18 protein-coding genes, 14 tRNA genes and 1 rRNA gene are annotated in these 21,666 nt (G+C 47.5%); 28 read left to right on the forward strand and 5 right to left on the reverse strand.

What is annotated here, in order from left to right:
• The 19 genes from rrf to KNP00_RS10380 all read left to right on the forward strand — a co-directional run.
• A 5S ribosomal RNA gene (rrf, locus tag KNP00_RS10290) occupies positions 1-87 on the forward strand; the annotation flags it as partial.
• An 8-nt stretch (positions 88-95) separates the two neighbouring features.
• Positions 96-170, forward strand: a tRNA-Asn gene (locus KNP00_RS10295).
• Between the two features lie 11 nt (positions 171-181).
• Positions 182-272: transfer RNA gene (locus KNP00_RS10300), tRNA-Ser, on the forward strand.
• An 18-nt stretch (positions 273-290) separates the two neighbouring features.
• Positions 291-365 (forward strand) — tRNA-Glu (locus tag KNP00_RS10305).
• Positions 366-381: 16 nt separating this feature from the next.
• Positions 382-455 (forward strand) — tRNA-Met (locus KNP00_RS10310).
• Between the two features lie 8 nt (positions 456-463).
• Positions 464-539 (forward strand) — tRNA-Asp (locus KNP00_RS10315).
• Between the two features lie 25 nt (positions 540-564).
• Positions 565-640 (forward strand) — tRNA-Phe (locus KNP00_RS10320).
• 5 nt (positions 641-645) lie between these two features.
• Positions 646-729 (forward strand) — tRNA-Tyr (locus tag KNP00_RS10325).
• Positions 730-732: 3 nt separating this feature from the next.
• A tRNA-Trp gene (locus tag KNP00_RS10330) sits at positions 733-803 on the forward strand.
• Between the two features lie 18 nt (positions 804-821).
• Positions 822-897 (forward strand) — tRNA-His (locus KNP00_RS10335).
• A 7-nt stretch (positions 898-904) separates the two neighbouring features.
• Positions 905-979: transfer RNA gene (locus KNP00_RS10340), tRNA-Gln, on the forward strand.
• Positions 980-983: 4 nt separating this feature from the next.
• Positions 984-1,058, forward strand: a tRNA-Gly gene (locus KNP00_RS10345).
• Between the two features lie 10 nt (positions 1,059-1,068).
• A tRNA-Cys gene (locus KNP00_RS10350) sits at positions 1,069-1,142 on the forward strand.
• Positions 1,143-1,151: 9 nt separating this feature from the next.
• A tRNA-Leu gene (locus tag KNP00_RS10355) sits at positions 1,152-1,232 on the forward strand.
• A gap of 452 nt (positions 1,233-1,684) precedes the next feature.
• A tRNA-Gly gene (locus tag KNP00_RS10360) sits at positions 1,685-1,755 on the forward strand.
• Between the two features lie 67 nt (positions 1,756-1,822).
• A complete protein-coding gene (gene queG / locus KNP00_RS10365; RefSeq protein ID WP_215144894.1) occupies positions 1,823-2,971 on the forward strand; it encodes a tRNA epoxyqueuosine(34) reductase QueG in 1,149 nt (382 codons plus the stop codon).
• Positions 2,952-3,392, forward strand: a complete 441-nt coding sequence (locus tag KNP00_RS10370) for a methylated-DNA--[protein]-cysteine S-methyltransferase (protein WP_215144896.1) — start codon at positions 2,952-2,954, stop codon at positions 3,390-3,392. The genes queG and KNP00_RS10370 overlap by 20 nt, the downstream gene beginning before the upstream one ends.
• Before the next feature lie 12 nt (positions 3,393-3,404).
• Positions 3,405-3,878: a tRNA (uridine(34)/cytosine(34)/5-carboxymethylaminomethyluridine(34)-2'-O)-methyltransferase TrmL gene (gene trmL, locus KNP00_RS10375; RefSeq protein ID WP_215144898.1), complete on the forward strand. Its 474-nt coding sequence runs from the start codon at positions 3,405-3,407 to the stop codon at positions 3,876-3,878.
• A 227-nt stretch (positions 3,879-4,105) separates the two neighbouring features.
• The gene (locus KNP00_RS10380; protein ID WP_015880910.1) at positions 4,106-4,663 is read left to right on the forward strand and encodes a DUF5366 family protein; all 558 of its coding nucleotides are present in this window, start codon (positions 4,106-4,108) and stop codon (positions 4,661-4,663) included.
• 38 nt (positions 4,664-4,701) lie between these two features.
• Here KNP00_RS10380 and KNP00_RS10385 read toward each other — a convergent pair whose 3' ends face one another.
• Positions 4,702-6,489 (reverse strand): transglycosylase domain-containing protein, encoded by a 1,788-nt coding sequence (locus KNP00_RS10385; protein WP_215144900.1) that lies wholly within the window; start codon positions 6,487-6,489, stop codon positions 4,702-4,704.
• A 155-nt stretch (positions 6,490-6,644) separates the two neighbouring features.
• On the opposite strand from KNP00_RS10385, the gene KNP00_RS10390 reads away from it, so the two are divergent.
• Genes KNP00_RS10390 through KNP00_RS10405 form a run of 4 tightly spaced genes read left to right on the forward strand, consistent with a single transcriptional unit; the run spans position 6,645 to position 12,833 of the window.
• Entirely contained in the window at positions 6,645-7,799 is a 1,155-nt protein-coding gene (locus KNP00_RS10390) for a glucose-1-phosphate adenylyltransferase (protein ID WP_215144902.1), read from the forward strand.
• A complete protein-coding gene (gene glgD, locus KNP00_RS10395; protein ID WP_240542834.1) occupies positions 7,741-8,934 on the forward strand; it encodes a glucose-1-phosphate adenylyltransferase subunit GlgD in 1,194 nt (397 codons plus the stop codon). Before KNP00_RS10390 ends, glgD begins: the two co-directional genes overlap by 59 nt.
• Before the next feature lie 10 nt (positions 8,935-8,944).
• Positions 8,945-10,378 carry a glycogen synthase GlgA gene (gene glgA, locus KNP00_RS10400; RefSeq protein WP_215144904.1) on the forward strand — a complete coding sequence of 478 codons (1,434 nt, stop codon included), beginning with the start codon at positions 8,945-8,947 and terminating at the stop codon, positions 10,376-10,378.
• A gap of 22 nt (positions 10,379-10,400) precedes the next feature.
• Entirely contained in the window at positions 10,401-12,833 is a 2,433-nt protein-coding gene (locus KNP00_RS10405; protein WP_215144906.1) for a glycogen/starch/alpha-glucan phosphorylase, read from the forward strand.
• Positions 12,834-12,848: 15 nt separating this feature from the next.
• Here KNP00_RS10405 and KNP00_RS10410 read toward each other — a convergent pair whose 3' ends face one another.
• On the reverse strand, positions 12,849-13,664 hold the full coding sequence (locus KNP00_RS10410) for a sulfurtransferase (protein ID WP_215144908.1): 816 nt from the start codon (positions 13,662-13,664) through the stop codon (positions 12,849-12,851).
• A 99-nt stretch (positions 13,665-13,763) separates the two neighbouring features.
• Between KNP00_RS10410 and KNP00_RS10415 the strand changes: the two genes are divergently transcribed.
• The 3 genes from KNP00_RS10415 to KNP00_RS10425 all read left to right on the forward strand — a co-directional run bounded on the left by KNP00_RS10415 (position 13,764) and on the right by KNP00_RS10425 (position 17,023).
• Positions 13,764-15,491 (forward strand): phospho-sugar mutase, encoded by a 1,728-nt coding sequence (locus KNP00_RS10415; RefSeq protein WP_215144910.1) that lies wholly within the window; start codon positions 13,764-13,766, stop codon positions 15,489-15,491.
• 126 nt (positions 15,492-15,617) lie between these two features.
• Positions 15,618-16,376 (forward strand): transporter substrate-binding domain-containing protein, encoded by a 759-nt coding sequence (locus tag KNP00_RS10420; protein WP_215144912.1) that lies wholly within the window; start codon positions 15,618-15,620, stop codon positions 16,374-16,376.
• Positions 16,373-17,023 carry an amino acid ABC transporter permease gene (locus tag KNP00_RS10425; RefSeq protein WP_215144914.1) on the forward strand — a complete coding sequence of 217 codons (651 nt, stop codon included), beginning with the start codon at positions 16,373-16,375 and terminating at the stop codon, positions 17,021-17,023. Before KNP00_RS10420 ends, KNP00_RS10425 begins: the two co-directional genes overlap by 4 nt.
• Before the next feature lie 47 nt (positions 17,024-17,070).
• On the opposite strand, the gene KNP00_RS10430 is transcribed toward KNP00_RS10425, so the two are convergent.
• The 3 genes from KNP00_RS10430 to KNP00_RS10440 form a co-directional block, all read right to left on the reverse strand.
• Entirely contained in the window at positions 17,071-17,910 is an 840-nt protein-coding gene (locus KNP00_RS10430) for a DUF6671 family protein (protein WP_215144916.1), read from the reverse strand.
• Between the two features lie 131 nt (positions 17,911-18,041).
• Positions 18,042-19,139, reverse strand: coding sequence for an ABC transporter ATP-binding protein (locus KNP00_RS10435; protein WP_215144918.1), 1,098 nt, complete (start codon positions 19,137-19,139; stop codon positions 18,042-18,044).
• 102 nt (positions 19,140-19,241) lie between these two features.
• Positions 19,242-20,093 carry a PucR family transcriptional regulator gene (locus KNP00_RS10440; RefSeq protein ID WP_338082276.1) on the reverse strand — a complete coding sequence of 284 codons (852 nt, stop codon included), beginning with the start codon at positions 20,091-20,093 and terminating at the stop codon, positions 19,242-19,244.
• Between the two features lie 69 nt (positions 20,094-20,162).
• Between KNP00_RS10440 and KNP00_RS10445 the strand changes: the two genes are divergently transcribed.
• Together KNP00_RS10445 and KNP00_RS10450 are read left to right on the forward strand one after the other, a co-directional pair.
• Entirely contained in the window at positions 20,163-21,254 is a 1,092-nt protein-coding gene (locus KNP00_RS10445) for a DUF445 domain-containing protein (protein WP_215145110.1), read from the forward strand.
• Between the two features lie 35 nt (positions 21,255-21,289).
• A complete protein-coding gene (locus KNP00_RS10450) occupies positions 21,290-21,661 on the forward strand; it encodes a YlbF/YmcA family competence regulator (RefSeq protein ID WP_215144922.1) in 372 nt (123 codons plus the stop codon).
• The last annotated feature ends 5 nt before the right edge of the window (positions 21,662-21,666 follow it).

Consider the following 21,666-nt stretch of genomic DNA (forward strand, 5'->3'; position numbering starts at 1 on the left):
GTTCCCATGCCGAACACGGAAGTTAAGCGTCTCAGCGCCGAAAGTAGTTGGGGGATCTCCCCCTGTGAGGATAGGACGTTGCCAGGCAAGATCGTTCCGCAATAGCTCAGTGGTAGAGCAACCGGCTGTTAACCGGTAGGTCGTAGGTTCAAATCCTACTTGCGGAGCCACTTTCTCTTTTGGAGAGCTGTCCGAGTGGCCGAAGGAGCACGATTGGAATTCGTGTAGGCGGCAAAACCGTCTCAAGGGTTCGAATCCCTTGCTCTCCGCCAGTTTTTCAAATATGTAATGGCCCGTTGGTCAAGCGGTTAAGACACCGCCCTTTCACGGCGGTAACACGGGTTCGAATCCCGTACGGGTCACCATTTAATTTTATATCGTCGCGGGGTGGAGCAGTCTGGTAGCTCGTCGGGCTCATAACCCGAAGGTCGTCGGTTCAAATCCGGCCCCCGCAATTAAGTCCGGTCTCGTGGTGTAGGGGTTAACATGTCTGCCTGTCACGCAGAAGATCGCGGGTTCGAATCCCGTCGAGACCGCCATTTTTATAAAAAATATACTACATATGGCTTTGTAGCTCAGTTGGTAGAGCAAAGGACTGAAAATCCTTGTGTCGGCGGTTCGATTCCGTCCAAAGCCACCATATGTGGGGGGGTAGCGAAGTGGCTAAACGCGGCGGACTGTAAATCCGCTCCCTCGGGTTCGGCGGTTCGAATCCGCCCCCCCCCACCACTTAGGGGCATAGTTTAGCGGTAGAACTACGGTCTCCAAAACCGTCAGCGCGGGTTCGATTCCTGCTGCCCCTGTTTTTTAATTTCATCATGGCGATTGTGGCGAAGTGGTTAACGCACCGGATTGTGATTCCGGCATTCGAGGGTTCAATTCCCTTCAGTCGCCCCATTATTATTGGGCTGTAGCCAAGTGGTAAGGCATCGGATTTTGATTCCGACATGCGAAGGTTCGATCCCTTCCAGCCCAGCCATTTTGCGGAAGTAGTTCAGTGGTAGAATACGACCTTGCCAAGGTCGGGGTCGCGGGTTCGAATCCCGTCTTCCGCTCCAATGACTTTTTGGCGCCATAGCCAAGTGGTAAGGCAGAGGACTGCAACTCCTTTATCGTCGGTTCGATTCCGACTGGCGCCTCCAACATAATATGCCGGTGTGGCGGAATTGGTAGACGCGCACGACTCAAAATCGTGTTCCTCTGGAGTGTCGGTTCGACTCCGACCACCGGTATCCGTATGACTCTAACTAAGGTTAGGGTCTTTTTTCTGTTCTCTATCCTTTCTTGAGAAGGAAACAGATTCGTTTAGCTCGAATGTTTTTACAAGAAGAAACGAGGTGGATGTTATTCAATATACAGAACAATCGAATCGGTTCACCCGATTTGCTGACAACGAATGTATAGGATCCAGTCGCTTATACGAAGTGCTGGCTCGAGAAGTGGCCCAGAATGAATGGCTCTTATGTTTAACAGAGTTAACATATTCCGAGACAGAAGGTCATGGAAGATCATTTCGTGTGATCAGACCACTTGAATCGTTATTTGTACGGGCAACAGAACAACGATTAAGATATATTGAAATATTTTCTTTAGTCATTTTAGAAAAACTCACGAATACTTGTTGACAGTCTAATGGTATAGGTGTATATTAATTATAGTCGCTTGAACGAAAACAATATTTCATGCGGGTGTAGTTTAATGGTAAAACCTCAGCCTTCCAAGCTGATGACGAGAGTTCGATTCTCTTCACCCGCTTCATATCTCTCTGCCGAGTGGCGGAGAGATTTTTTGTATGCGAAAATATATAGAGGAGGTGAACGGAATGGACCCGTACACGTTAAAACAACAGATTCTAGAATATGCGGAAACCATCGGCATTGATGAGTTGAAAGTGACGACAGCTGATCCGTTCATCGTCATGAAACAACGACTCATTCAACAACAGGAGAAAGGATATGCCTCTGGATTCGAAGAACCGGATTTAGAGAAACGGACAAATCCTGAACTCCTGCTTGAAGAGGCGCAATCGATCATTGCGATTGCCATAGCCTATCCAAGTAAATTAAAGGATGCGCCACGTAGTGTCTCTGGAGAGAGACGAGGGTTGTATGCTCGAGCTTCATGGGGGCTCGATTACCATCGGGCGGTCGGCGATCGGTTGGCCAAACTTCAAACGTATATCGAAGAGTTGGTGCCAGGCGTCCGGACCCGTTCGATGGTCGACACGGGTGAGCTCGTCGACCGTGCTGTCGCAGAGCGGGCGGGAATTGGCTTTAGTGGGAAAAATTGCTCGATCATCTCACCTGAGAAAGGATCCTACATTTATTTAGGCGAAATGATTTTAGATGCGTACTTGCCACCGGATGAAGCGATTGAAGACGGATGCGGAGATTGCGATAAATGCATGACGGCCTGTCCGACGACGGCGCTCGTTGAGCCAGGTGTCCTCGATGCGAAGCGTTGTATCGCCTATCTCACACAGATGAAGACATTGATGCCACGAGAGTTCCGATCAAAGCTTGGCGGTCGCCTATATGGATGCGACACGTGTCAGCAAGTCTGTCCATACAATCGCAAAAAAGACTGGCGCCATCATGAAGAGCTGTTACCGGAAGCAGAAATCGTCAAACCGCTCCTAGAGCCGCTTTTGACACTGAGCAACCGAGAGTTCAAACAAAAGTTCGGACATTTGTCGGGCGCATGGCGCGGGAAGAAGCCGATCCAACGCAATGCGATTTTAGCACTCGCGCACTACCGTGAACCTTCCGCGATTCCCATCTTACGTGAGTTCATCAAACGAGATGAACGCGAAGATATGCGCGCTACGGCTGTTTGGGCCATCGGTGCGATTCTCGGGCCTGATGCCGATTCGATGTTTGAAGAGATTGAACGAAATGAAGCGTCTGAGATGGTACATGAAGAGATTCGGATCTATCGAGAGGAGTGGGCACATGAAGATCGTGTCGTCTAAGTGGGGACCGTTAGAATATGAATTAAATGAAGTAGGAAAGTTGACTTCACTTGCGTTCACCACAGTTGAATCGAAAGAAGAGGTACCAGACTGGTTAGAAGCATTGATGATGCGAGTCGAACAGAACGGGTTTCAAGAAGCGGATCGTGCATATATCGAAATGAACGGGACACCGTTTCAACAGGACGTATGGGACACCCTATTGACCATTCCGTCTGGCGAGACACGAACGTATAAGCAAATAGCCGAACAGATCGGCCGGCCAAAAGCCGTTCGCGCCGTCGGTCAGGCGCTCAATCGGAATCCATTGCCGATTCTATTTCCGTGTCATCGCGTCATTGGAAGCAGTGGGAAGCTTGTCGATTTTGCGGGAGGGTTGTCCGAGAAACAACGCCTTCTAGAATTTGAAATGAAAAAGTGAGGGAAATCCATCATGGCGATTCATGTCGTAATGTTTCAACCAGAAATACCAGCAAATACAGGGAACGTATCCCGTACGTGTGCGGCGACGAACTCTGTCCTCCATTTGATTCGTCCGCTCGGGTTCTCGACGGATGACAAGATGTTAAAGCGTGCCGGTCTCGACTATTGGCAATTTGTCGATGTACGCTATCATGACTCGTTAGAAGAGCTGTGGGAGAAACATCCGGACGGACAGTTCTTTTATATTACGAAGTACGGGGAACAGTATCCGAGCGATTTAGACGTTTCGGACATAGAGGGGGATTACTTCTTCGTCTTCGGTCGTGAAACGAAAGGCTTGCCGATGGAAGTCATCGAGAACAACTTGGACCGTTGCATCCGCCTGCCGCAATCGAACCTCGTCCGTTCATTGAACGTATCCAACACAGCAGCCATCATCATATATGAAGCCCTTCGCCAACAAGGATATGCAGGGTTGAAATAAAAAAGAGCCGGATTCGTAAGAATCCCGGCTCTTATTCGTTACCCTCAGGTTTGCGGTTATATCCAGCTGTCAAAATCGCTGCGAGGAAGACGACGCTGATTCCAACCATCAATAATAGGCCCATCCAAAAATCCCCCTTTTATTCTCCATAACTATAAATAGTATAATATACTTGATAGTAGAATTGCACTGAATATAAGAAATTACTGTGAAATTGGAGAAGGAACATGAAAACGAATGTGTACTTACTGAGCTATGCCCCACTCATCGGAATTATTTTGTTTTCTATGTCACTTGCGATTGCGACATCCGAGTATGTGATCCAGTGGCTGAATCAAATTGGCGTATATAGTGAAATTATCGAACTGTTATCCGTGCAAGAAACGAAAGTGCTTGTGCTTGTCGTATTCTTCACGATTTTCTTTATGTTGTTTAGCGCATTCAAGTTGGTTGCCGATACGTTCAATCAACTCGGTTTTGCCTTTTTTGCACGCGAGACGAATGGCACGTCGCTTCATCGCTTGAAACCTGGAGCCATCATCTTTCTTATCGGGTCTGGGATCAGCTTCCTCTTTTTGAACACGCTGCTCGCCGTCATCGCCGTCCTCGTCGGAACGCTCTTGATGTATCTCTTTTACTATGTCTGGCAAGTGAGCCAATCGATGTCTGTCCCACGCGCTATCGGCTTATTGCTCATGCAGGCCGTCATGTGGGCGACGTTGATCAGCGGGTTAGGTTGGTCGGTCCTTCGATTATTCAATTCTGTCGGAGATATCATCTTATAAGTAAAGTGGCATCGGATGACGAACCGATGCCACTTTTTCTAATGTGCGTCTGTCCAGACAATCGCCGGATACGCACGGTTGGCGAGTTCTGGGAAGGGACGAGGCTTGTCGGCACCGAGCCAAATGGCGGTGATCGTGCGATCGGTCAGCCCGACATACCACATATCTTTGTTGTCGTTGGTCGTTCCCGTCTTGCCACCGAGATACTCATAATCACGCTTCACTTGATTTGCGTAGCGCCCGGTTCCGTACGTGGTGACGGTCGATAACGCCTTCTTCATCTCGTTCACGGTATCCGGGGACCAGACCATCTCCTCCGTTAATACGGGGGTCAGTGTCGGTTCACCGGACTTGAATGTGATTTTTTTGATCGTGTGTCCGGATATATACTTTCCTTTGTTTAAGAACGGGGTGTAGGCGGCGGCCAGTTCTTTCGGAGAGACGCCTTGTGTAAGACCACCGAGCGCACTCGCTAAGTTCTCGTCTTGTTCATCCCATTGACTGAACATCATCTCTGCCGTCTTGTATGCGCGTTCCTGATCGATTGCTGAGAAGGCGGCAAGGGCGGGGGTATTGTACGAGAAAGCGACCGCGTCTTTCAATAAGACATCGCCCAACACGCGGTCGTGACTATTTCCGGGACAATAGGAACCGTAACAGGTTGGGCGACCGTCGAGTACCGTGTCAAGTGTCGCCCCCGTCTCTTCGATGAATGGAGCGAACACGAGAATCGGTTTGATTGCGGAGCCTGGTTGGCGGTATGCCTGGGTCGCCCGGTTGAACTCACCGACCTGGGTCATCTCGGAGTCGACCATCGCCACGATTCTCCCTTGAGGTGTCAGTTCCGTATAGCCTCCGTTCACGCCGGACGGCAATTGACTCATCACCCGTTTTGCTTGTTTTTGTTTTCCTGTTGATAAGTAGGTTTCGATCGTGGCCTCGTGAGTCGATAAATAATCTCTTGCTTCGTCATCATTCAAATCATAACGCGACCGTACCAGTTGCAGTGCTTCACGGACCGCTGTATCCATGTAGTCTGGGTATTGAATCGTTTGACTGCGAAACGATGCTTGCAGCTTCACACCATGATATTGATCGTACGCATTTTTTGAGAGGATGCCTGCTTCAAACAGCTGTGTCAAAATCCGGTCTTTGCGCTCAAAATATGCGTCGGATGGATTGAGCGGGTCGTAACGCGACGGATTGTTCGGTATCGTCAACAGGTAAGCCAGTTGATTCCAATTTAAATCAGCAAGTGGTCTTGAAAAGTAAGTATCGGCCGCAGATTGAATGCCATATACATTGTGTCCGAAAAAGATGACATTGCTGTAAGCAGTTAATATTTCTTTTTTGCTATAATTTTCCTCAAGTGCTCGTGCGATTAACAATTCCTTCACTTTTCGTTCATATGTCCGTTCATGGGTGAGATATACGTTACGTGCAAGCTGCTGCGTGATTGTACTCCCACCTTGAAGCGAAGTCTCGTTCGCATTATTAATAAATGCCCGGGCAATCCCGCCTAAATCATAACCGGGATGGGCGTTGAACTTACGGTCCTCAATCGTCATGATTGCGGCTTGGATATGTTCAGGTAACGCTTTTGGAGATACGTCATTCCTACGACCTGCCAAGTAGATCTGTTGCTCTCCACCGTTATATGCGAGAGTGACGGCATGCTTTGACGAGAGTGGTTGTGATGACACCAGCTCTTGTCCCCATGTTAAAATCTCATCTGTTTTTTCGATTTCCTCTTTCAGTGCTTGTGTAAGTGACAAGGAGGTTGCCAAAAGTCCTGCAAAAAACAAGGTTCCAATCCAAGCTCTCATCGTTTTCACCTCTTTCTATTCATTATATCGACTAATTTACAAAAAAATAAAAATGTAAACGTTATCATATAATAATTTGAGAAGGAATACTTTAGGAAAGAGCGAAAAAGGGTAAAAGAAGTTGTATATTACGATTTTGAGGAGGCTTATTATTTATGAAGCAAGAAATGGTTGCGATGCTCCTTGCGGGAGGAGAAGGAAAACGATTGGGGCCTCTCACGCGAAAAACGGCGAAACCGGCCGTTCATTTCGGCGGAAAGTACCGCATTATCGATTTCCCATTGTCAAACTGTACAAACTCGGGACTTACAACAGTCGGGGTGTTGACGCAATACGAGCCACTTGAACTAAATCGTTATTTAGGGATCGGGACGGCGTGGGACTTAGATCGTCGTAACGGAGGACTAGCGATCCTTCCACCATATCAGGCACAGTCGGGAAAAAACTGGTATGAAGGAACGGCTAACGCAATTTATCGTAACTTGAGTTACATTGACGAGTATGACCCGGACTATGTATTGATTTTATCAGGTGACCACATCTACAAAATGGACTACGAGAAGATGCTCGAAGCCCATAAAGAAAAACAAGCCGATGTGACCATCTCTGTCATGGAAGTGCCGTGGGACGAGGCCTCACGTTTCGGGATTTTAAACACAGCGGACGACCTTCGCATCAATGAGTTTGAAGAGAAACCTGAAGAGCCGAAGAGTAACTTGGCATCGATGGGGATTTATATCTTCAATTGGAGCGTCTTACGCGAACATTTAATTAAAGATGCAGAGGATGAGACGTCAAGTTTTGACTTCGGGAAAAACATCATCCCAAATACGCTTCTCCAAGGACTTGACGTATTTGCCTACAAATTCAAAGGGTATTGGAAAGACGTCGGTACGATTCAATCACTTTGGGAAGCAAATATGGACTTGTTGGAAGAAGAACCGCCGTTTAATCTATACGATCCAGAATGGAAAATCTATTCGGTCAATCCGAATCAGACACCACAATACATTGGGAAAGACGCCTGTGTCGAGCAGTCTGTCATTAATGAAGGGTGTCATATCGAGGGAGAAGTGCAACATTCGGTACTTTTTTATGATGTACGGATTGAAGAAGGTTCGCTCGTGAAAGATTCGGTGATTATGCCTGGAGCAAGAATTGGAAAGGATGTAACAATTCACAGAGCCATTGTCGCCAGCTGTGCAGTCATCGAAGACGGCGCGACAATCGGTGAGCCGGGTGGTGAAATCGTTGTTATCGAACCATATGAAAACATCGAGAGCGGAACCGTCTTCAAGCAACGAGTTTGAGACGAGTAAAGAGAAACGCAAGGAGGCGTTACTGTTGACGAATGATTTATTAGGGGTCATCAACTTAGGGACGGAACAAGGGCTGTTTCCGGAATTTACTGGACATCGTAATTTAGCGTCGGTTCCATTCACAGGGCGGTATCGGCTGATTGACTTCACATTGACGAACATGATTACACAAAACATCAGTCAGGTCGGGATTTTTACATTAGACAAATACCGCTCATTGATGGATCACCTCGGATCAGGGAAAGAGTGGGACTTGGACCGCTCTCAAGGCGGCCTCCATATCTTCCCTCCGGCGCTGAAACCGGACGGGGAGGCGTACCTTGGTGATTTGGCAAACTTTTCGATGCACCGCGAGCATTTTATTCGTAGCAAGCAGCCATACGTGGTCATCACAGGGTCGAACGTGTTGACGACGATCGACTACAACGACATGCTCGAGCACCACAAATCGATGGGCGCAGACATTACGCTCGCTTATACGACTCATGAGCAGAAATGTGGGTATTGCCGTCCGATTCGACTTGGTGAAAATGATCGGGTCGTCGGAGTTTCTGAACGAGGGTTCTCACCGGATGATGAGTACACGTATACAGAAACGATTATTATGTCGAAGAATCTCTTCATGCGTCTCGTCGATGAAGCGACGTCTAAAGGCGAATACGACTTGTTAGATGGTGTCATCCGTCCACAGCTTCATCGTCTACACGTGCACGGCTATCACTATGTCGGGAAAATGCAAGTCATTCATTCGGTGCTTTCTTATTACAATGAGAGCATGAAGTTGATTCGTGGTGAAGGCATCATCTATGACTTCCCTCACATCTATACGAAAATCAAGCATGAACCACCGACTCGGTATTTAAAAGGGTCAAAAGTGAATGAGGCACTCGTGGCGAACGGGTGTAAAATCCATGGTGAGGTTCAGAATAGTATTCTCTTCCGTGGCGTACAAGTAAATGAACACGCACGTGTGAAGAACTCAATCATTTCGTCGAAGTCGATCATTGAAGAAGGAGCTGTCGTCGAAAATGCGATTTTGGACAAAGAAGTCGTTGTAAAACGCGGGCAGGTCATTCGAGGCACAATCGACGAACCGATCGTCATCGCAAAACGAACAGTGGTGTGAGGAGGATTATATGAAAATTTGGTATGTTGCTTCAGAAGCGGCACCGTTCATGAAAACAGGGGGGCTGGCCGACGTTGTCGGTTCGCTCCCTCAAGCGGTGGCGGACTTAGGAGAAGAAATCAGTGTTGTCATGCCGAAGTATGGATCTATCGCAGAGGAATATACAGATGAGATGGAGTATTTATTCGACTTGATCGTCCCGGTCGGTTGGCGAAAGCAGTTTGGTGCAGTATTGAAGTTAGAACGGGACGGGATCACTTATTACTTCATCGACAATGAGTACTATTTTAAGCGTGATGGTGTGTTATATGGACACTTTGACGATGCCGAACGCTTCGCATTCTTCTCGCGAGCAGTCCTCGAGATGATTGGAAAGATGGAAGATGTACCTGATGTCATCCATTGTCACGATTGGCAGACAGGAATTTTGCCGGCCTTCTTACGAATCCATTATCAACATATTGAAGCGTATCAACGCATTCGAACCGTCTACACGATCCATAATTTGCAATATCAAGGAATTTTCCCAGAAGAAGTTCTCGGAGAGCTATTACAGTTTGGTCATGAACACTTCACGGCTGAAGGGATCCAACATAACGGTCTCGTCAATTATATGAAAGCTGGAATTGTACATTCCGATCAAATCACGACCGTCAGTCCTTCGTATCGAGATGAAATCATGGAGCCTTACTATGGGGAAGGGCTAGACGGGGCGCTAAGACATCGCGCAGTCGATGTACGTGGAATTCTGAACGGGATTGACTTGGCAACGAACGACCCAAGTACGGATTCACGTATCGCGAAGACGTATACGCTAGACACGTATAAAGAAGGAAAAGTAATCAACAAACGGGCGTTACAAGAACGACTCGGGCTTGAAGTGCGGGACGATGTCATGCTTATCGGTTTTGTCAGCCGACTCGTTGACCAAAAGGGGCTCGATTTAATTGACGGTGTCAAAGAAGAACTAGGGCAACTTCCTTGCCAGTTCGCGTTCCTCGGTTCGGGGCAACCAGAATATGAGGGGATCATCCACGAGATGACAGCAGCGCATCCAGGGAAAGTCGGGTCTTATATCGGTTTTGACATCGAACTTGCGCATTTGATTTACGCCGGGGCGGATGCTTTTTTGATGCCATCACGCTTTGAGCCATGTGGGCTCAGCCAATTGATCTCCATGCGCTATGGAACATTGCCAATCGCACGTGAGACGGGTGGACTTCGAGATACGGTGAAGCCGTATAACGAATACACGCAAGAAGGGACCGGGTTTGGTTTCATGAACTATAATGCCCATGAGATGTTAGCAACAATCGAAAAGGCGATTCGTGTTTTTCACGAAAAAGAAAACTGGCATGCTCTCGTCCATCAGGCAATGACCGCGGACTATAGCTGGAAACAATCCGCCAAGCAGTATCGTGAGTTATATCATTTATTTGTATGAGTGGAAGGAGCTAACTTGATTTATGTTCACTGATAAGCAAAGCTTTGTTGACATGTTCAAAGAACGATTCATTTCATTAAATGGAAAGTCGATTGAAGATGGGACAGAGCAGGAAGTGTATCAAACATTGGCAACGATGGTGCGCGAACAGGCTATGCCGAAATGGATTCATGCGCGTGATCGTCAAGAAGAGAAACATAGCAAGCAAGTCATTTATTTCTCGCTCGAGTTTTTATTAGGTCGTTTCCTATACAATAACTTGCTCAGTTTGGATGTGTTGGAACTCGTCAAAGAAGGACTGGAGGATCTCGGTTATGACTTGACCGACCTCACTGAACTGGAACCGGAACCAGGTCTTGGGAACGGAGGACTCGGTCGCCTAGCCGCCTGCTTCCTCGATTCGCTGGCCGCACTCAGCTTGCCCGGGCACGGTAACGGGATTCGTTACCGATATGGGCTGTTCAAACAGAAGATTGTGGACGGGTATCAAGTTGAACTGCCGGATAACTGGCTTCGTGACGGGAACATGTGGGAGACAAGACGTCAAGATAAGGCAGTCGATATCAACTTCGGTGGATGGGTTGAGATGAAACAAATCGGAGATCGGTTGCGTGTCGTTCACCATCCGGACGAGGTCGTCCGGGCGGTCCCTTACGATATGCCAATTATCGGTTATCAAAACGACGTCGTGAACACGTTGCGCCTCTGGAACGCAGAATCGCCATATGACGATGAGGCGTACTTGGAAAAGACGAAAGGGACGTACAAAGATTTATTGAAGCATAAGCAATCGATTGCGACGATTTCGGAATTTTTATATCCGGACGATACGACATATGAAGGAAAAGTGTTGCGTTTAAAACAACAATACTTCTTTGTGTCGGCAGGAATCCAATCGATGCTCACTTCCTATCTGAAACGTAATCAATCACTCAAGCAACTAGGTGATTATTATGCGATTCATATCAATGACACGCATCCGGTTGTCGCCATTCCGGAATTGATGCGAATTTTGATGGACGAGCATGGATACGGTTGGGACGAGGCATGGCGAATCACGAAGAGCGTCATGTCGTTCACGAATCATACGTTGCTCGCCGAAGCTCTTGAAAAGTGGCCGGTCGAGATGTATCAACGACTGTTGCCGCGTGTTTATCAAATTATTGAGGAAATCAATCGACGTTTCTGTCGAGACGTACTCGTCAACTATCCGCATCTTGAGTCGCATATGGGTGAAATTGCAATCGTGTCGAATGAGCAGATCAACATGGCCAACCTGGCCGTCGTGGGATCCCATTCAACGAACGGGGTTGCCCAGATTCACACAGACATTCTCAAACAGCGTGAGATGCGTTACTTATATGAGATGTTCCCACTTCGTTTCAACAATAAGACGAACGGGATCACCCACCGCCGTTGGCTCTTAAAGTCGAACCCGCGCCTATCTGACGCAATCACGGACGCGATTGGACCATCATGGATCGAGCATCCGAACGATTTGGAAAAGTTGATGGATGTCGCTAAAGATCAGAGTTTCCAGGAAAAAGTGATGGATGTAAAACAGCAAAACAAATTCGACTTGGCCGCATATATTCAAGAAGAAACCGGTGAGACCGTCGACCCACATTCGATTTTTGATGTCCAAGTCAAACGTTTGCATGCGTATAAACGCCAACTGCTGAATGCCCTTCATATTCATGCGCTTTATTTGAAGATTCAAGCGGACCCGACATTTACGATGGTTCCTCGTACGTTCATCTTCGGTGCTAAGGCGGCACCGGGTTACTATTACGCGAAAGAGATTATCCGCTACATTAATGCGCTTGCGACGCTCATCAACAAAGATAAACGTGCAAGTCAGTTCATCAAAATCATTTTCCTTGAAAACTATCGCGTTTCGATGGCTGAACGGATCTTCCCGGGGTCGGACTTGAGTGAACAAATCTCGACTGCGAGCTATGAGGCTTCAGGTACCGGTAACATGAAGTTCATGATGAACGGTGCCTTGACGATTGGAACGTTAGATGGAGCCAATATTGAGATTCGTGATGCGGTCGGTGATGACCATATCTTCATCTTCGGACTATCACCACAAGAAGTGATGAACTATAAAAAGTTCGGTGGCTATCATGCGGCAGAAATATATCACGCACATCAAGAAATTAAAGATGTCGTCGACGGCCTCGTCAACGGTACGTTCGATAAGGTGGGCGAATATCAATTCCAATCCATCTTCGATTCGCTTCTTCTATACAACGATGATTTCCTCGTTCTAAAAGATTTCGTCTCCTACATGCGGGCGCAACGACGTGTTGATGAAGTGTTCAGCGACCGTTCACGTTGGGCCGAAAGTTCAATCGTCAATACGGCGAAGTCAGGAATCTTCTCGAGTGACCGGACCATCACGGAATATGCGAATGCCGTGTGGAATATCAAACCAACGAGCGTCAAATAAAAAACGATCCACCCATTATGGGTGGACCTCGTTTTCTGAATAGCTGACCCAATCGGAGTATGACCCCGGATAGAGCCGGACATCGTCTTTCCCGAGAGCATGAAGCGCCAAAATGTTGACACACGCAGTCACACCGCTACCACAATAAAAAATCGGGTTCTCGACAGGGAGGACGTCTTTATAAAGTTCTTTCAAGTCATGGAAGTCTTCTAACGTACCGAGGTCTGTGATGGCCTCGGCATATGAACAGAGCAACGCGTTTGGAATGTGGCCTGCCTTTTTGTCAATCGGTTCATGGGTGCCGTTATAGCGGTCTTCAGTCCTCGAATCATAGAGTGTGCCGATCGAAGCAGCTTTAACTTCTTCAATCGTTGCAATCATATGGTCTTGGAAGTCGGGCGTGTAGTCGCTTGTCGGATAGTGCGGGATGTCTGTCGTAGTATCACCGCAATAGGTGATTCCTGATTGGACGCCACCTTCAAGCACGACGACGCGCTCGTGGCCAGCCCACTTGAAGAGCCACCAAGCACGAGCTGCAAACGGGAAGCCGTCATCATAAATGATGACTAAGTCGTCTTTTTTCAAGCCGATTCGACGAAGTGTTGCCGTCCATTCTTCTTTTGAAGGGAGTGGATGACGCCCTCCATGTTCGCTGAGCGGACCGGACAAGTCTTCCATCAAGTCGAGAAAGACGGCGTTCGGCAGATGTCCCTGTCGGTATGCATATTTACCATAGGACGCGTCATTTAGTGAATATCGGCAATCGATGAAACGAATCGAATTCGTATGCACGATTTGTTTTAATTCTTGGGCACGCATTGTTGGAAACATTAATATCACCTCGAGGTTTCGTTACTTTCATCCTATACAAGATGGAAGCAATTGGCGAGTACTTCGATTGAATTTTTAAAGGTGAAAGGGGAATAAATCATGACATGGCAACAAACGTATGACCGTTGGAATCGATTTGTCGGGCTAGAGCCGCATTTACGTGCGGAACTCGATGAACTCGCAAAAGATGAGACAACACTTGAAGACGCATTTTATAAAACACTGGAGTTCGGGACAGGCGGAATGCGTGGGGAAATCGGACCCGGTGCGAATCGGATGAACGTGTATACGATTCGAAAAGCATCACAAGGCTTTGCTGATTTTATCGCAGCTTCAGGGGAAGAGGCGAAACGCCACGGCGTCGTCATCGCCCATGACTCACGTCATTTCTCACCTGAATTCGCGTTAGAGGCGGCGCGGACGCTTGCGTCAAACGGCATTAAAACGTACTTGTTCCCAAGTCTGCGCGCCACACCTGAACTTTCGTTTGCTGTGCGTCATTTAAATGCGTTCGGTGGAATCGTGATCACGGCCAGCCATAACCCACCCGAATATAACGGATTCAAAGTATATGGGGCAGACGGCGGGCAACTTCCACCGGCGGAGGCGGATGAACTCGTCAGTTACGTCAATGCGATTGAGGATGAATTGACAATCGAAGTCAAAGAAGAGGCGGCGCTTCGTCAAACGAGTATGCTCGTCACAGTCGACTCATCAGTCGACGAAGCCTACATGGATGCGCTCCAGTCGATTCGAATCCACCGTGACGTACAGGATAATCCGCTCCAAATCGTGTATTCACCACTTCACGGGACGGGACGCCGTCCGGTCATGGAAGGATTAAAGGCGTACGGGTTTGACCACGTGACGATTGTAGAGGAGCAGGCAGAGCCAGACGGTGCTTTCCCAACTGTCAGTTACCCGAATCCAGAAGAAAAGGCTGCATTCAAACTAGCGATGGAATACGGAGATCGTGTCGGAGCCGACTTACTCATGGCGACAGATCCAGATGCGGACCGCGTTGGCTTGACGGTGCGCGGACGTGACGGCGAATGGTTCGTCTTGACTGGAAATCAGACGGGGGCACTATTGATGGAATACATTCTGTCGCAAAAGAGCGAGACGGGCACGTTGCCGTCGAACGGGTTCGTTGCCAAGACAATCGTCACGTCTGAACTCGGTGCCGCAATCGCAAAAGCATATGGCGTGCATCTCGAGAACACATTGACCGGATTCAAATTCATCGGTGAGAAAATCAAGCAATACGAAGAATCCGGAGAGTACGAATTCTTGTTTGGTTATGAAGAAAGCTACGGCTACTTGGTCGGAGATTTCTGTCGTGACAAAGATGCCGTCCAGGCTTGCTTACTCGCAGCCGAGATGGCGGCTTTCCATAAACAACAGGGACGGACGCTCTATGACGCGTTGCAGTCGATTTATGAGAAGTACGGCTTCTATGAGGAGTCGTTACAGTCGATGACGTTGAAAGGGAAAGCTGGTCTTGAGCAAATCGGACGTATGATGGAAGCGTTCCGTGCCAACCCGCCAAAAGAAGTCGGTGGCTATGAAGTCGTTCGTTTCGAGGATTATAAGGAACAAACGGCAACCGACCTACAGACCGACACGTCTGAAGCCATCGATTTACCGTCGTCAAACGTCTTGAAGTTCATCTTTGCGGACGGTTCTTGGTTCTGCCTTCGCCCATCCGGTACAGAACCGAAAATCAAGTTCTACTTTAGCGTGCATGCGGATCGTGCCGAGAAGACGACCGCAAAACGTGAAGCGATTGAAGCGGATGTCATGAAACAGGCAAAAGCCATCGATTGACGAGGAGCATCACTCTAGAAATAGGGTGATGTTTTTTGTTTGACATGAAGACATCACGCCAGTATGATGAGGTTATTGTTCAAAACCGTGTAATCATATAAGGATTATAAGAAAGGCGGAATTATTATGAAAAAAACGTTAACTACCGTACTCGCACTCGGAGCATCAGTCGGGCTTCTCGCAGCTTGCGGCAATGAATCAGACAGTGGAGCGGACGAAGCGGTCATCACTGTCGGGACAGAAGCGACATATCCACCATTCACGTATAAAGAAAAAGGTGAACTGATGGGATATGACATCGACGTCCTAAATGAAGCGGCAGAGCGTGCCGGTTATAAAGTAGAATACGAGGCAATGGACTTCAAAGGTCTCGTTCCAGCACTCGATGCAGACCGGATTGACATGATTGCCAACCAAATGAGCATCACGCCCGAGCGTGAGGAGAAGTATGCGTTCTCTGATCCGTATGCTGTGTCTGGCGCACAAGTCATTGTCGGTTCAGATAATAACGACATTCAAGGTGTAGACGACCTCGACGGGAAGTTAGTCGGTTCAACGCAAGGTTCAGTCTATGCACAGATGGCCGAAGAAGCGGGAGCTGAAGTGAAGTTTTATAAAGGGGCGAACCAAGTGCTTCAAGACCTCGAAGTCGGTCGCTTGGATGCGGCACTTAACGACCGTCTCTTCATCTTGACTGAGCTTGAGAAGACGGGTTACGACGTCAAAGCAGTCGGCGACATCTTCAACACGAGTGAAGCTGGATTCATGACGCGCCAAGATAGCGACGTGCTCGACAAGTTGAACGACGCACTCGCAGAGATGAAAGAAGATGGCACGATGGAAGAAATCGGTATGAAGTACTTCGGTGAGGATATCAGTCAATGAATGAATTGATCACGATCGTCATAGATAACCGTTCGGTCTATCTAGAAGCCATCCAGCTCACGTTGATCGCCAGTGTCCTGTCGATTCTTCTCGCCTTGGCGCTCGGTCTGGTCATCGCTTTACTTCATAGTAGCCCGATTAAAGTCGTACGGTTGCTCACAAGGACGTACATCTCATTCTTCCGTGGCACACCGCTTTTGCTTCAATTGTTGATTTTGTATGTCGGTCTCACAGGGTTCGTACAACTCAGCGGTATGCAGGCGCTCATCTTTGGACTCGGGTTCCACTTTGCGGCGTATATCTCGGAAGCGTTCCGGGCAGCCATCAACTCGGTGGACAAAGGGCAAGTGGAGGCGAGTGTCGCACTTGGTATTCCGAAAACGAAACGCTTTAAGGATATCATTTTCCCACAGGCACTCTCTCGCGCCATCCCACCTGTCTCGAACTCGGTCATCGACATTATCAAGTCGACGTCACTCGGTTCGGTCATCGCGGTGCAAGAATTGACGTACGTGTCTGACCAAATTGCCGCAACAACGTATTTGGTCATGCCGTTACTCTTGTTCTCGGCCTCGATTTATTGGATTTTGTCAACATTGATTCAAGCAGGACAGCATCGACTTGAACGTCGCTATGCCATTCGTTAACCGAAAGCAGCCGCCTCTCTTTCAAATAGAGAAGCGGCTGCTTTTTATTATGGGTTACAAAAGTCACAATGAGCGGGGGAAGCATAAACGCCTGCGTCAATCTCAATCAACTGTTTACATGAACAAGCCTGACAGGCATACAGGTGTTTCGCAGTCTGTTTCGTTGGAGTATGACAATACTCGCATAATCGCCCGGGTACTTTTTGAACGAGACGAAAACCGGGAGTACCGCACGTCGGACACAACGTGTTGGCTTGTTCGATCAATCGTTCTGTCGCTACTGCAATATTTTGCATTCGTGTCGGATTGGCGTATGCTCGCATATCCGTTTCAATGAACACTTGTCGATTTGTTGACTTGTTGAAACAGTACGTGAAGGCTTCTTGTAACAAGGTTTCGTTCATGACTTCTTTGATTAAAATGCTGGAGTGTTCGTCATCTGGTCGAAGAATGACGTGGTGGTCGGGAAAGCCGATTTGATGAGCGAACTGGAGTGCCGATGAATAGTCTTGAACGATTGTATGGTTAAAATTTGTATGGAACCCTTCATAATATCCATACACTTCAATACCTTGTTCGTAATCTTTTAGGAAAACAAGTTCAGTGTTCCAAGCGATCGGCGAAAGGGGATGAAACCCAAACGTCCCTTCACTAGCGACTCCAACCTTTACACTAGACTGTTCGATTCCTTTCTCTACTTTCTTGCGGGCGGTCTCAAACTGATCATGTGGACGCTTGACCTCTCTTGTGAACGTACCGAATTGGTCAGTGTCGAACGTATTTACATGTAACCGACATCCGAGTTCTGATTCAAGCAACGGTTTGATAACTTGTTCTTTCTGATGCATCGTCACGAGCGATACATCACGATTTTCTAAAAAACGCATCTGCTGTTTCCTTTCTCTCACTTCATGTTCACTTATGATCAAATATAGAATAACGGAGTTAATCTGTATAGTCGGTATAAAAAGGAGTGAATCCCGTATAGCGGACTCACTCCTTCGTCTAGTTTGAGAAATTAACGGATGACTTGTTCTGTCTCTCCATCAAAGAAATGTGCTTTCGTCATATCAAGGGCGAGTTCGACATCGTCTCCCATATGAATGTTTGAGCGACCATCGACGCGTGCCGTGAACTGATGTCCACCGAGTTCCGCGTAGAGATACGACTCTGAGCCCATGAGCTCAGCGACGTCGATATGCGCTTTGAACGTATGAGTCGTCGGTGAGTCGATGTAGATTGGCTCATCGTGAATTGACTCTGGACGAATTCCAAGGACAAGTTCCTTGCCGACGTAGCCGCGGTCACGGAGCGTCTTCATTTTACCTTCTGGTACGTTGACTTCTTCACCGTTCGTGATGAACTTGCCTTCAGCGAGTGTTCCGCGGAAGAAGTTCATTGAAGGTGACCCGATGAAACCGGCAACGAAGATGTTATCTGGATGATCGTAAACTTCTTTTGGTGAACCGACTTGTTGGATGAGACCGTCTTTCAAGATGACGATACGCGTCGCAAGTGTCATCGCTTCTGTTTGGTCATGGGTGACGTAAATCGTCGTCGTGTCCAAGCGGTTGTGAAGTTGGATGATCTCTTTACGCATTTGAACACGGAGTTTCGCATCCAAGTTTGAGAGCGGCTCATCCATCAAGAAGACTTTTGCATCACGGACGATTGCACGACCGATGGCTACACGCTGACGTTGTCCACCTGAAAGTGCTTTCGGTTTACGCTCGAGGTATTCTTCCAAACCGAGGATACGAGCGGCATCTTTTACGCGACGGTCAATCTCGTCTTTCGGGAACTTACGGAGTTTTAATCCGAATGCCATGTTGTCAAATACACTCATGTGTGGATAGAGTGCGTAGTTTTGGAAGACCATGGCGATATCACGGTCTTTAGGAGCGACGTCGTTCATTCGTTTCCCGTCAATGATAAAGTCACCGTTTGAAATTTCTTCAAGTCCTGCGATCATGCGAAGTGTCGTCGACTTTCCGCATCCAGATGGTCCGACGAATACGATGAACTCACGGTCTTTGATGTGTAAGTTAAAGTCGCTGACGGCTTTTACGCCACCATCGTAAATTTTATCAATATGCTCTAAACGAATTTCTGCCATGTCGTTAGCCTCCTAAAGGATCTGTTTATATAATAGCGCTTACAAGAACGATTATATGATGAAACCGCTTGCATTGAATATGGACAAGTTGCACAAAAACCGTCAATCGGATTTGTGCAACGTGACCATGAGTTGAAGGAGACTGGCATCATAAAACTTTCGAGCGTCATAACCGGTCGTCTCAAAGAGGCGATCGAGTCGGTAATTCAATGTGTTGCGATGCATGAAGAGCGCTTTGGCTGTGTGTGAGACGTTCAATGAATGACTGAACAGCGATTCGAGCAACTCGATTGTCGACAAATCAAGCATCTTCATCAATGGCGCGGTCCGATGCATTCGCTCTTTAAAATCCTGCTCCTGTAGTAAATAATGGTATAATAATTGACTAGCAGGGTAAGTTTTAGTAGATAGTCGAGCGTATGGCATGAGCAGTTGATGTTGACGATAGACTTGGGAAAGTGAACCTTGGGGACGCTCACTGTATACGGCGTATGCTTCGATGAAACAATCACTTGCGATGGCACGTAATACGTCCTCAAACTCATGCAGGTCGATGAACGACCCTTGTTCAATCAGTTCGATATGTTTTTGCGTGATCAACACGATTTCGGCGTGCGGCATAAAATCACGGATAATGCTAATAAATGACTCAAACGTCTCCTCTTCCACTTCTTGAAGTGAAAGTGAAATCAACCGAAACGAATGGTTGAAGCGGAATGCGTCATCTTGAAAGCGTTCCTGCCATTTCCGTTGATGTGGGTCTGACTGAACGATTGGTGTCGCCCACATACGAAGTAGTTTTTGTTCACGCTCGCTCAACTCGAGCGTTGGTATCCCGAACACGGTACCATCTTGCGTCTCGAACCAATCAAGGTCACTAGATGCATCTTTCGACCGATGGACAGCGGTCGGAAAAATCGATTTAATACGATCAAACGTATTCAATACTATCACCTCAACAACAATGTATCATATTTCAGATCGGGGGCTTGCAGTTTGGACGGTATATTAAAGATTTTACTCATGATTGCCATTGGAGCGGTCATCGGTGGTGTGACGAACTTTCTCGCCATCAAAATGTTGTTTCGGCCGCATGAACCGAAATTCATCGGTTCTGTCCGTGTTCCTTTCACACCAGGGCTCATTCCGAAACGTCGGAATGAACTGGCGTCTAGTTTAGGAAAGACGGTCGTCAAGCATTTGTTGACACCGGAGGGCATGCGGAAACGACTGCTCGATGACCAAGTGACGCTCCATATCACCCATTTTGTCCAACGAGAAGTTCAAGCGATGCTCCGTTCCGAAAAGACCGTTCAAGAGCTGTTAGAACCGCTCTACCCGAACGCAGAGGAACGGATCATTACGTTGGCAGATGAAAAACTACGCGCTGAGTTGTCGAGTGCCATGGCAGAAGTAAAAGAACGGAAACTGTATGAAATGCTCGGTGAAGAAGGGATGGACCGTGTACGTGCTCTCATTCCTGAAATCGTCGATGCGCTTCTCGTCAAGTCAGAGGAGTATTTTTATTCCACAGAAGGCGAGGCACAGCTTCGCCACATGGTCGATTCATTCGTCCAACGTCGGCTCGGTTTTATCGCAGGATTCATTCAAAACATGAACTTTGTCGAGATGGTACGACCAGAAATCGTCAATATCCTTAGAGGTCAATCGACTCGAGATGGTATGACGACGATGATCACACGTGAGTTTGAGCGATTCAGTGAAAGAACGGTCGATACGTTAGTGGATGAACGATTAGAGTTAAAATTGATCGATGGGATCACCGATCAAGTCGTGTCACGTCTACCGATCGGACAATTGTTAAATCGACCACTATCATCTTATACGCAATCAGTCGAATCCCGTGTTGTCGATGAACTCGTACCCCAAGGCGTAACAGTCGTCATAGAGCGCTTCACGAGCGAAATGGAGACGATCATGGATCGATTGAAAATCGATAAAATCGTACAAGAACAGGTTCAATCACTCGATACATCTTACCTAGAAGAGATCGTCTTATCCATCTCAAAACGAGAGTTTCGGGCAATAACATGGCTTGGCGCGCTGTTAGGTGGTATGATTGGGTTGATTCAAGGGTTGATTGCCATCTTGTGATGGCTACGCCCTAATAGCATTTAGGAGGACGTTACATGTCACAAACAAACTTGTACGACCAAGCTTACCAATTGGAGAAAGCACTTCGCGATTCTGAAGAGTTCACAACACTCTCTTCTTTATACGATCGTGTCAATGCGGATGCGGAAGCGAACCAGTTGTTCGCTGACTTCCGTAACATCCAAATGACGCTTCAACAAAAGCAGATGCAAGGAGAGGAAATCTCTGAGCAAGAAATGATGGATGCGCAAACGAGAATGATGAACGTTCAACAGAACGAATTGATCATGGAGCTCATGCAAGAAGAGCAACGCATGCACCAACTCGTCACAGAAGTGACGAAAATCATCATGAAGCCACTTGAAGAGCTTTATGCGCCGATGGTGAACGAAAACGAAGTTCAATAAGATGT

The organism is Exiguobacterium qingdaonense, assembly GCF_018617855.1.
GTDB classification, from domain to species: Bacteria; Bacillota; Bacilli; order Exiguobacteriales; family Exiguobacteriaceae; genus Exiguobacterium; species Exiguobacterium qingdaonense.

Coding starts and splice junctions, on each gene's coding strand:
- queG (WP_215144894.1), top strand. CDS start 1,823: ATGGACCCGTACACGTTAAAACAACAGATTCTAGAATATGCGGAAACC.
- KNP00_RS10370 (WP_215144896.1), top strand. CDS start 2,952: ATGAAGATCGTGTCGTCTAAGTGGGGACCGTTAGAATATGAATTAAAT.
- trmL (WP_215144898.1), top strand. CDS start 3,405: ATGGCGATTCATGTCGTAATGTTTCAACCAGAAATACCAGCAAATACA.
- KNP00_RS10380 (WP_015880910.1), top strand. CDS start 4,106: ATGAAAACGAATGTGTACTTACTGAGCTATGCCCCACTCATCGGAATT.
- KNP00_RS10385 (WP_215144900.1), bottom strand. CDS start 6,489: ATGAGAGCTTGGATTGGAACCTTGTTTTTTGCAGGACTTTTGGCAACC.
- KNP00_RS10390 (WP_215144902.1), top strand. CDS start 6,645: ATGAAGCAAGAAATGGTTGCGATGCTCCTTGCGGGAGGAGAAGGAAAA.
- glgA (WP_215144904.1), top strand. CDS start 8,945: ATGAAAATTTGGTATGTTGCTTCAGAAGCGGCACCGTTCATGAAAACA.
- KNP00_RS10405 (WP_215144906.1), top strand. CDS start 10,401: ATGTTCACTGATAAGCAAAGCTTTGTTGACATGTTCAAAGAACGATTC.
- KNP00_RS10410 (WP_215144908.1), bottom strand. CDS start 13,664: ATGTTTCCAACAATGCGTGCCCAAGAATTAAAACAAATCGTGCATACG.
- KNP00_RS10415 (WP_215144910.1), top strand. CDS start 13,764: ATGACATGGCAACAAACGTATGACCGTTGGAATCGATTTGTCGGGCTA.
- KNP00_RS10420 (WP_215144912.1), top strand. CDS start 15,618: ATGAAAAAAACGTTAACTACCGTACTCGCACTCGGAGCATCAGTCGGG.
- KNP00_RS10425 (WP_215144914.1), top strand. CDS start 16,373: ATGAATGAATTGATCACGATCGTCATAGATAACCGTTCGGTCTATCTA.
- KNP00_RS10430 (WP_215144916.1), bottom strand. CDS start 17,910: ATGCGTTTTTTAGAAAATCGTGATGTATCGCTCGTGACGATGCATCAG.
- KNP00_RS10435 (WP_215144918.1), bottom strand. CDS start 19,139: ATGGCAGAAATTCGTTTAGAGCATATTGATAAAATTTACGATGGTGGC.
- KNP00_RS10445 (WP_215145110.1), top strand. CDS start 20,163: ATGATTGCCATTGGAGCGGTCATCGGTGGTGTGACGAACTTTCTCGCC.
- KNP00_RS10450 (WP_215144922.1), top strand. CDS start 21,290: ATGTCACAAACAAACTTGTACGACCAAGCTTACCAATTGGAGAAAGCA.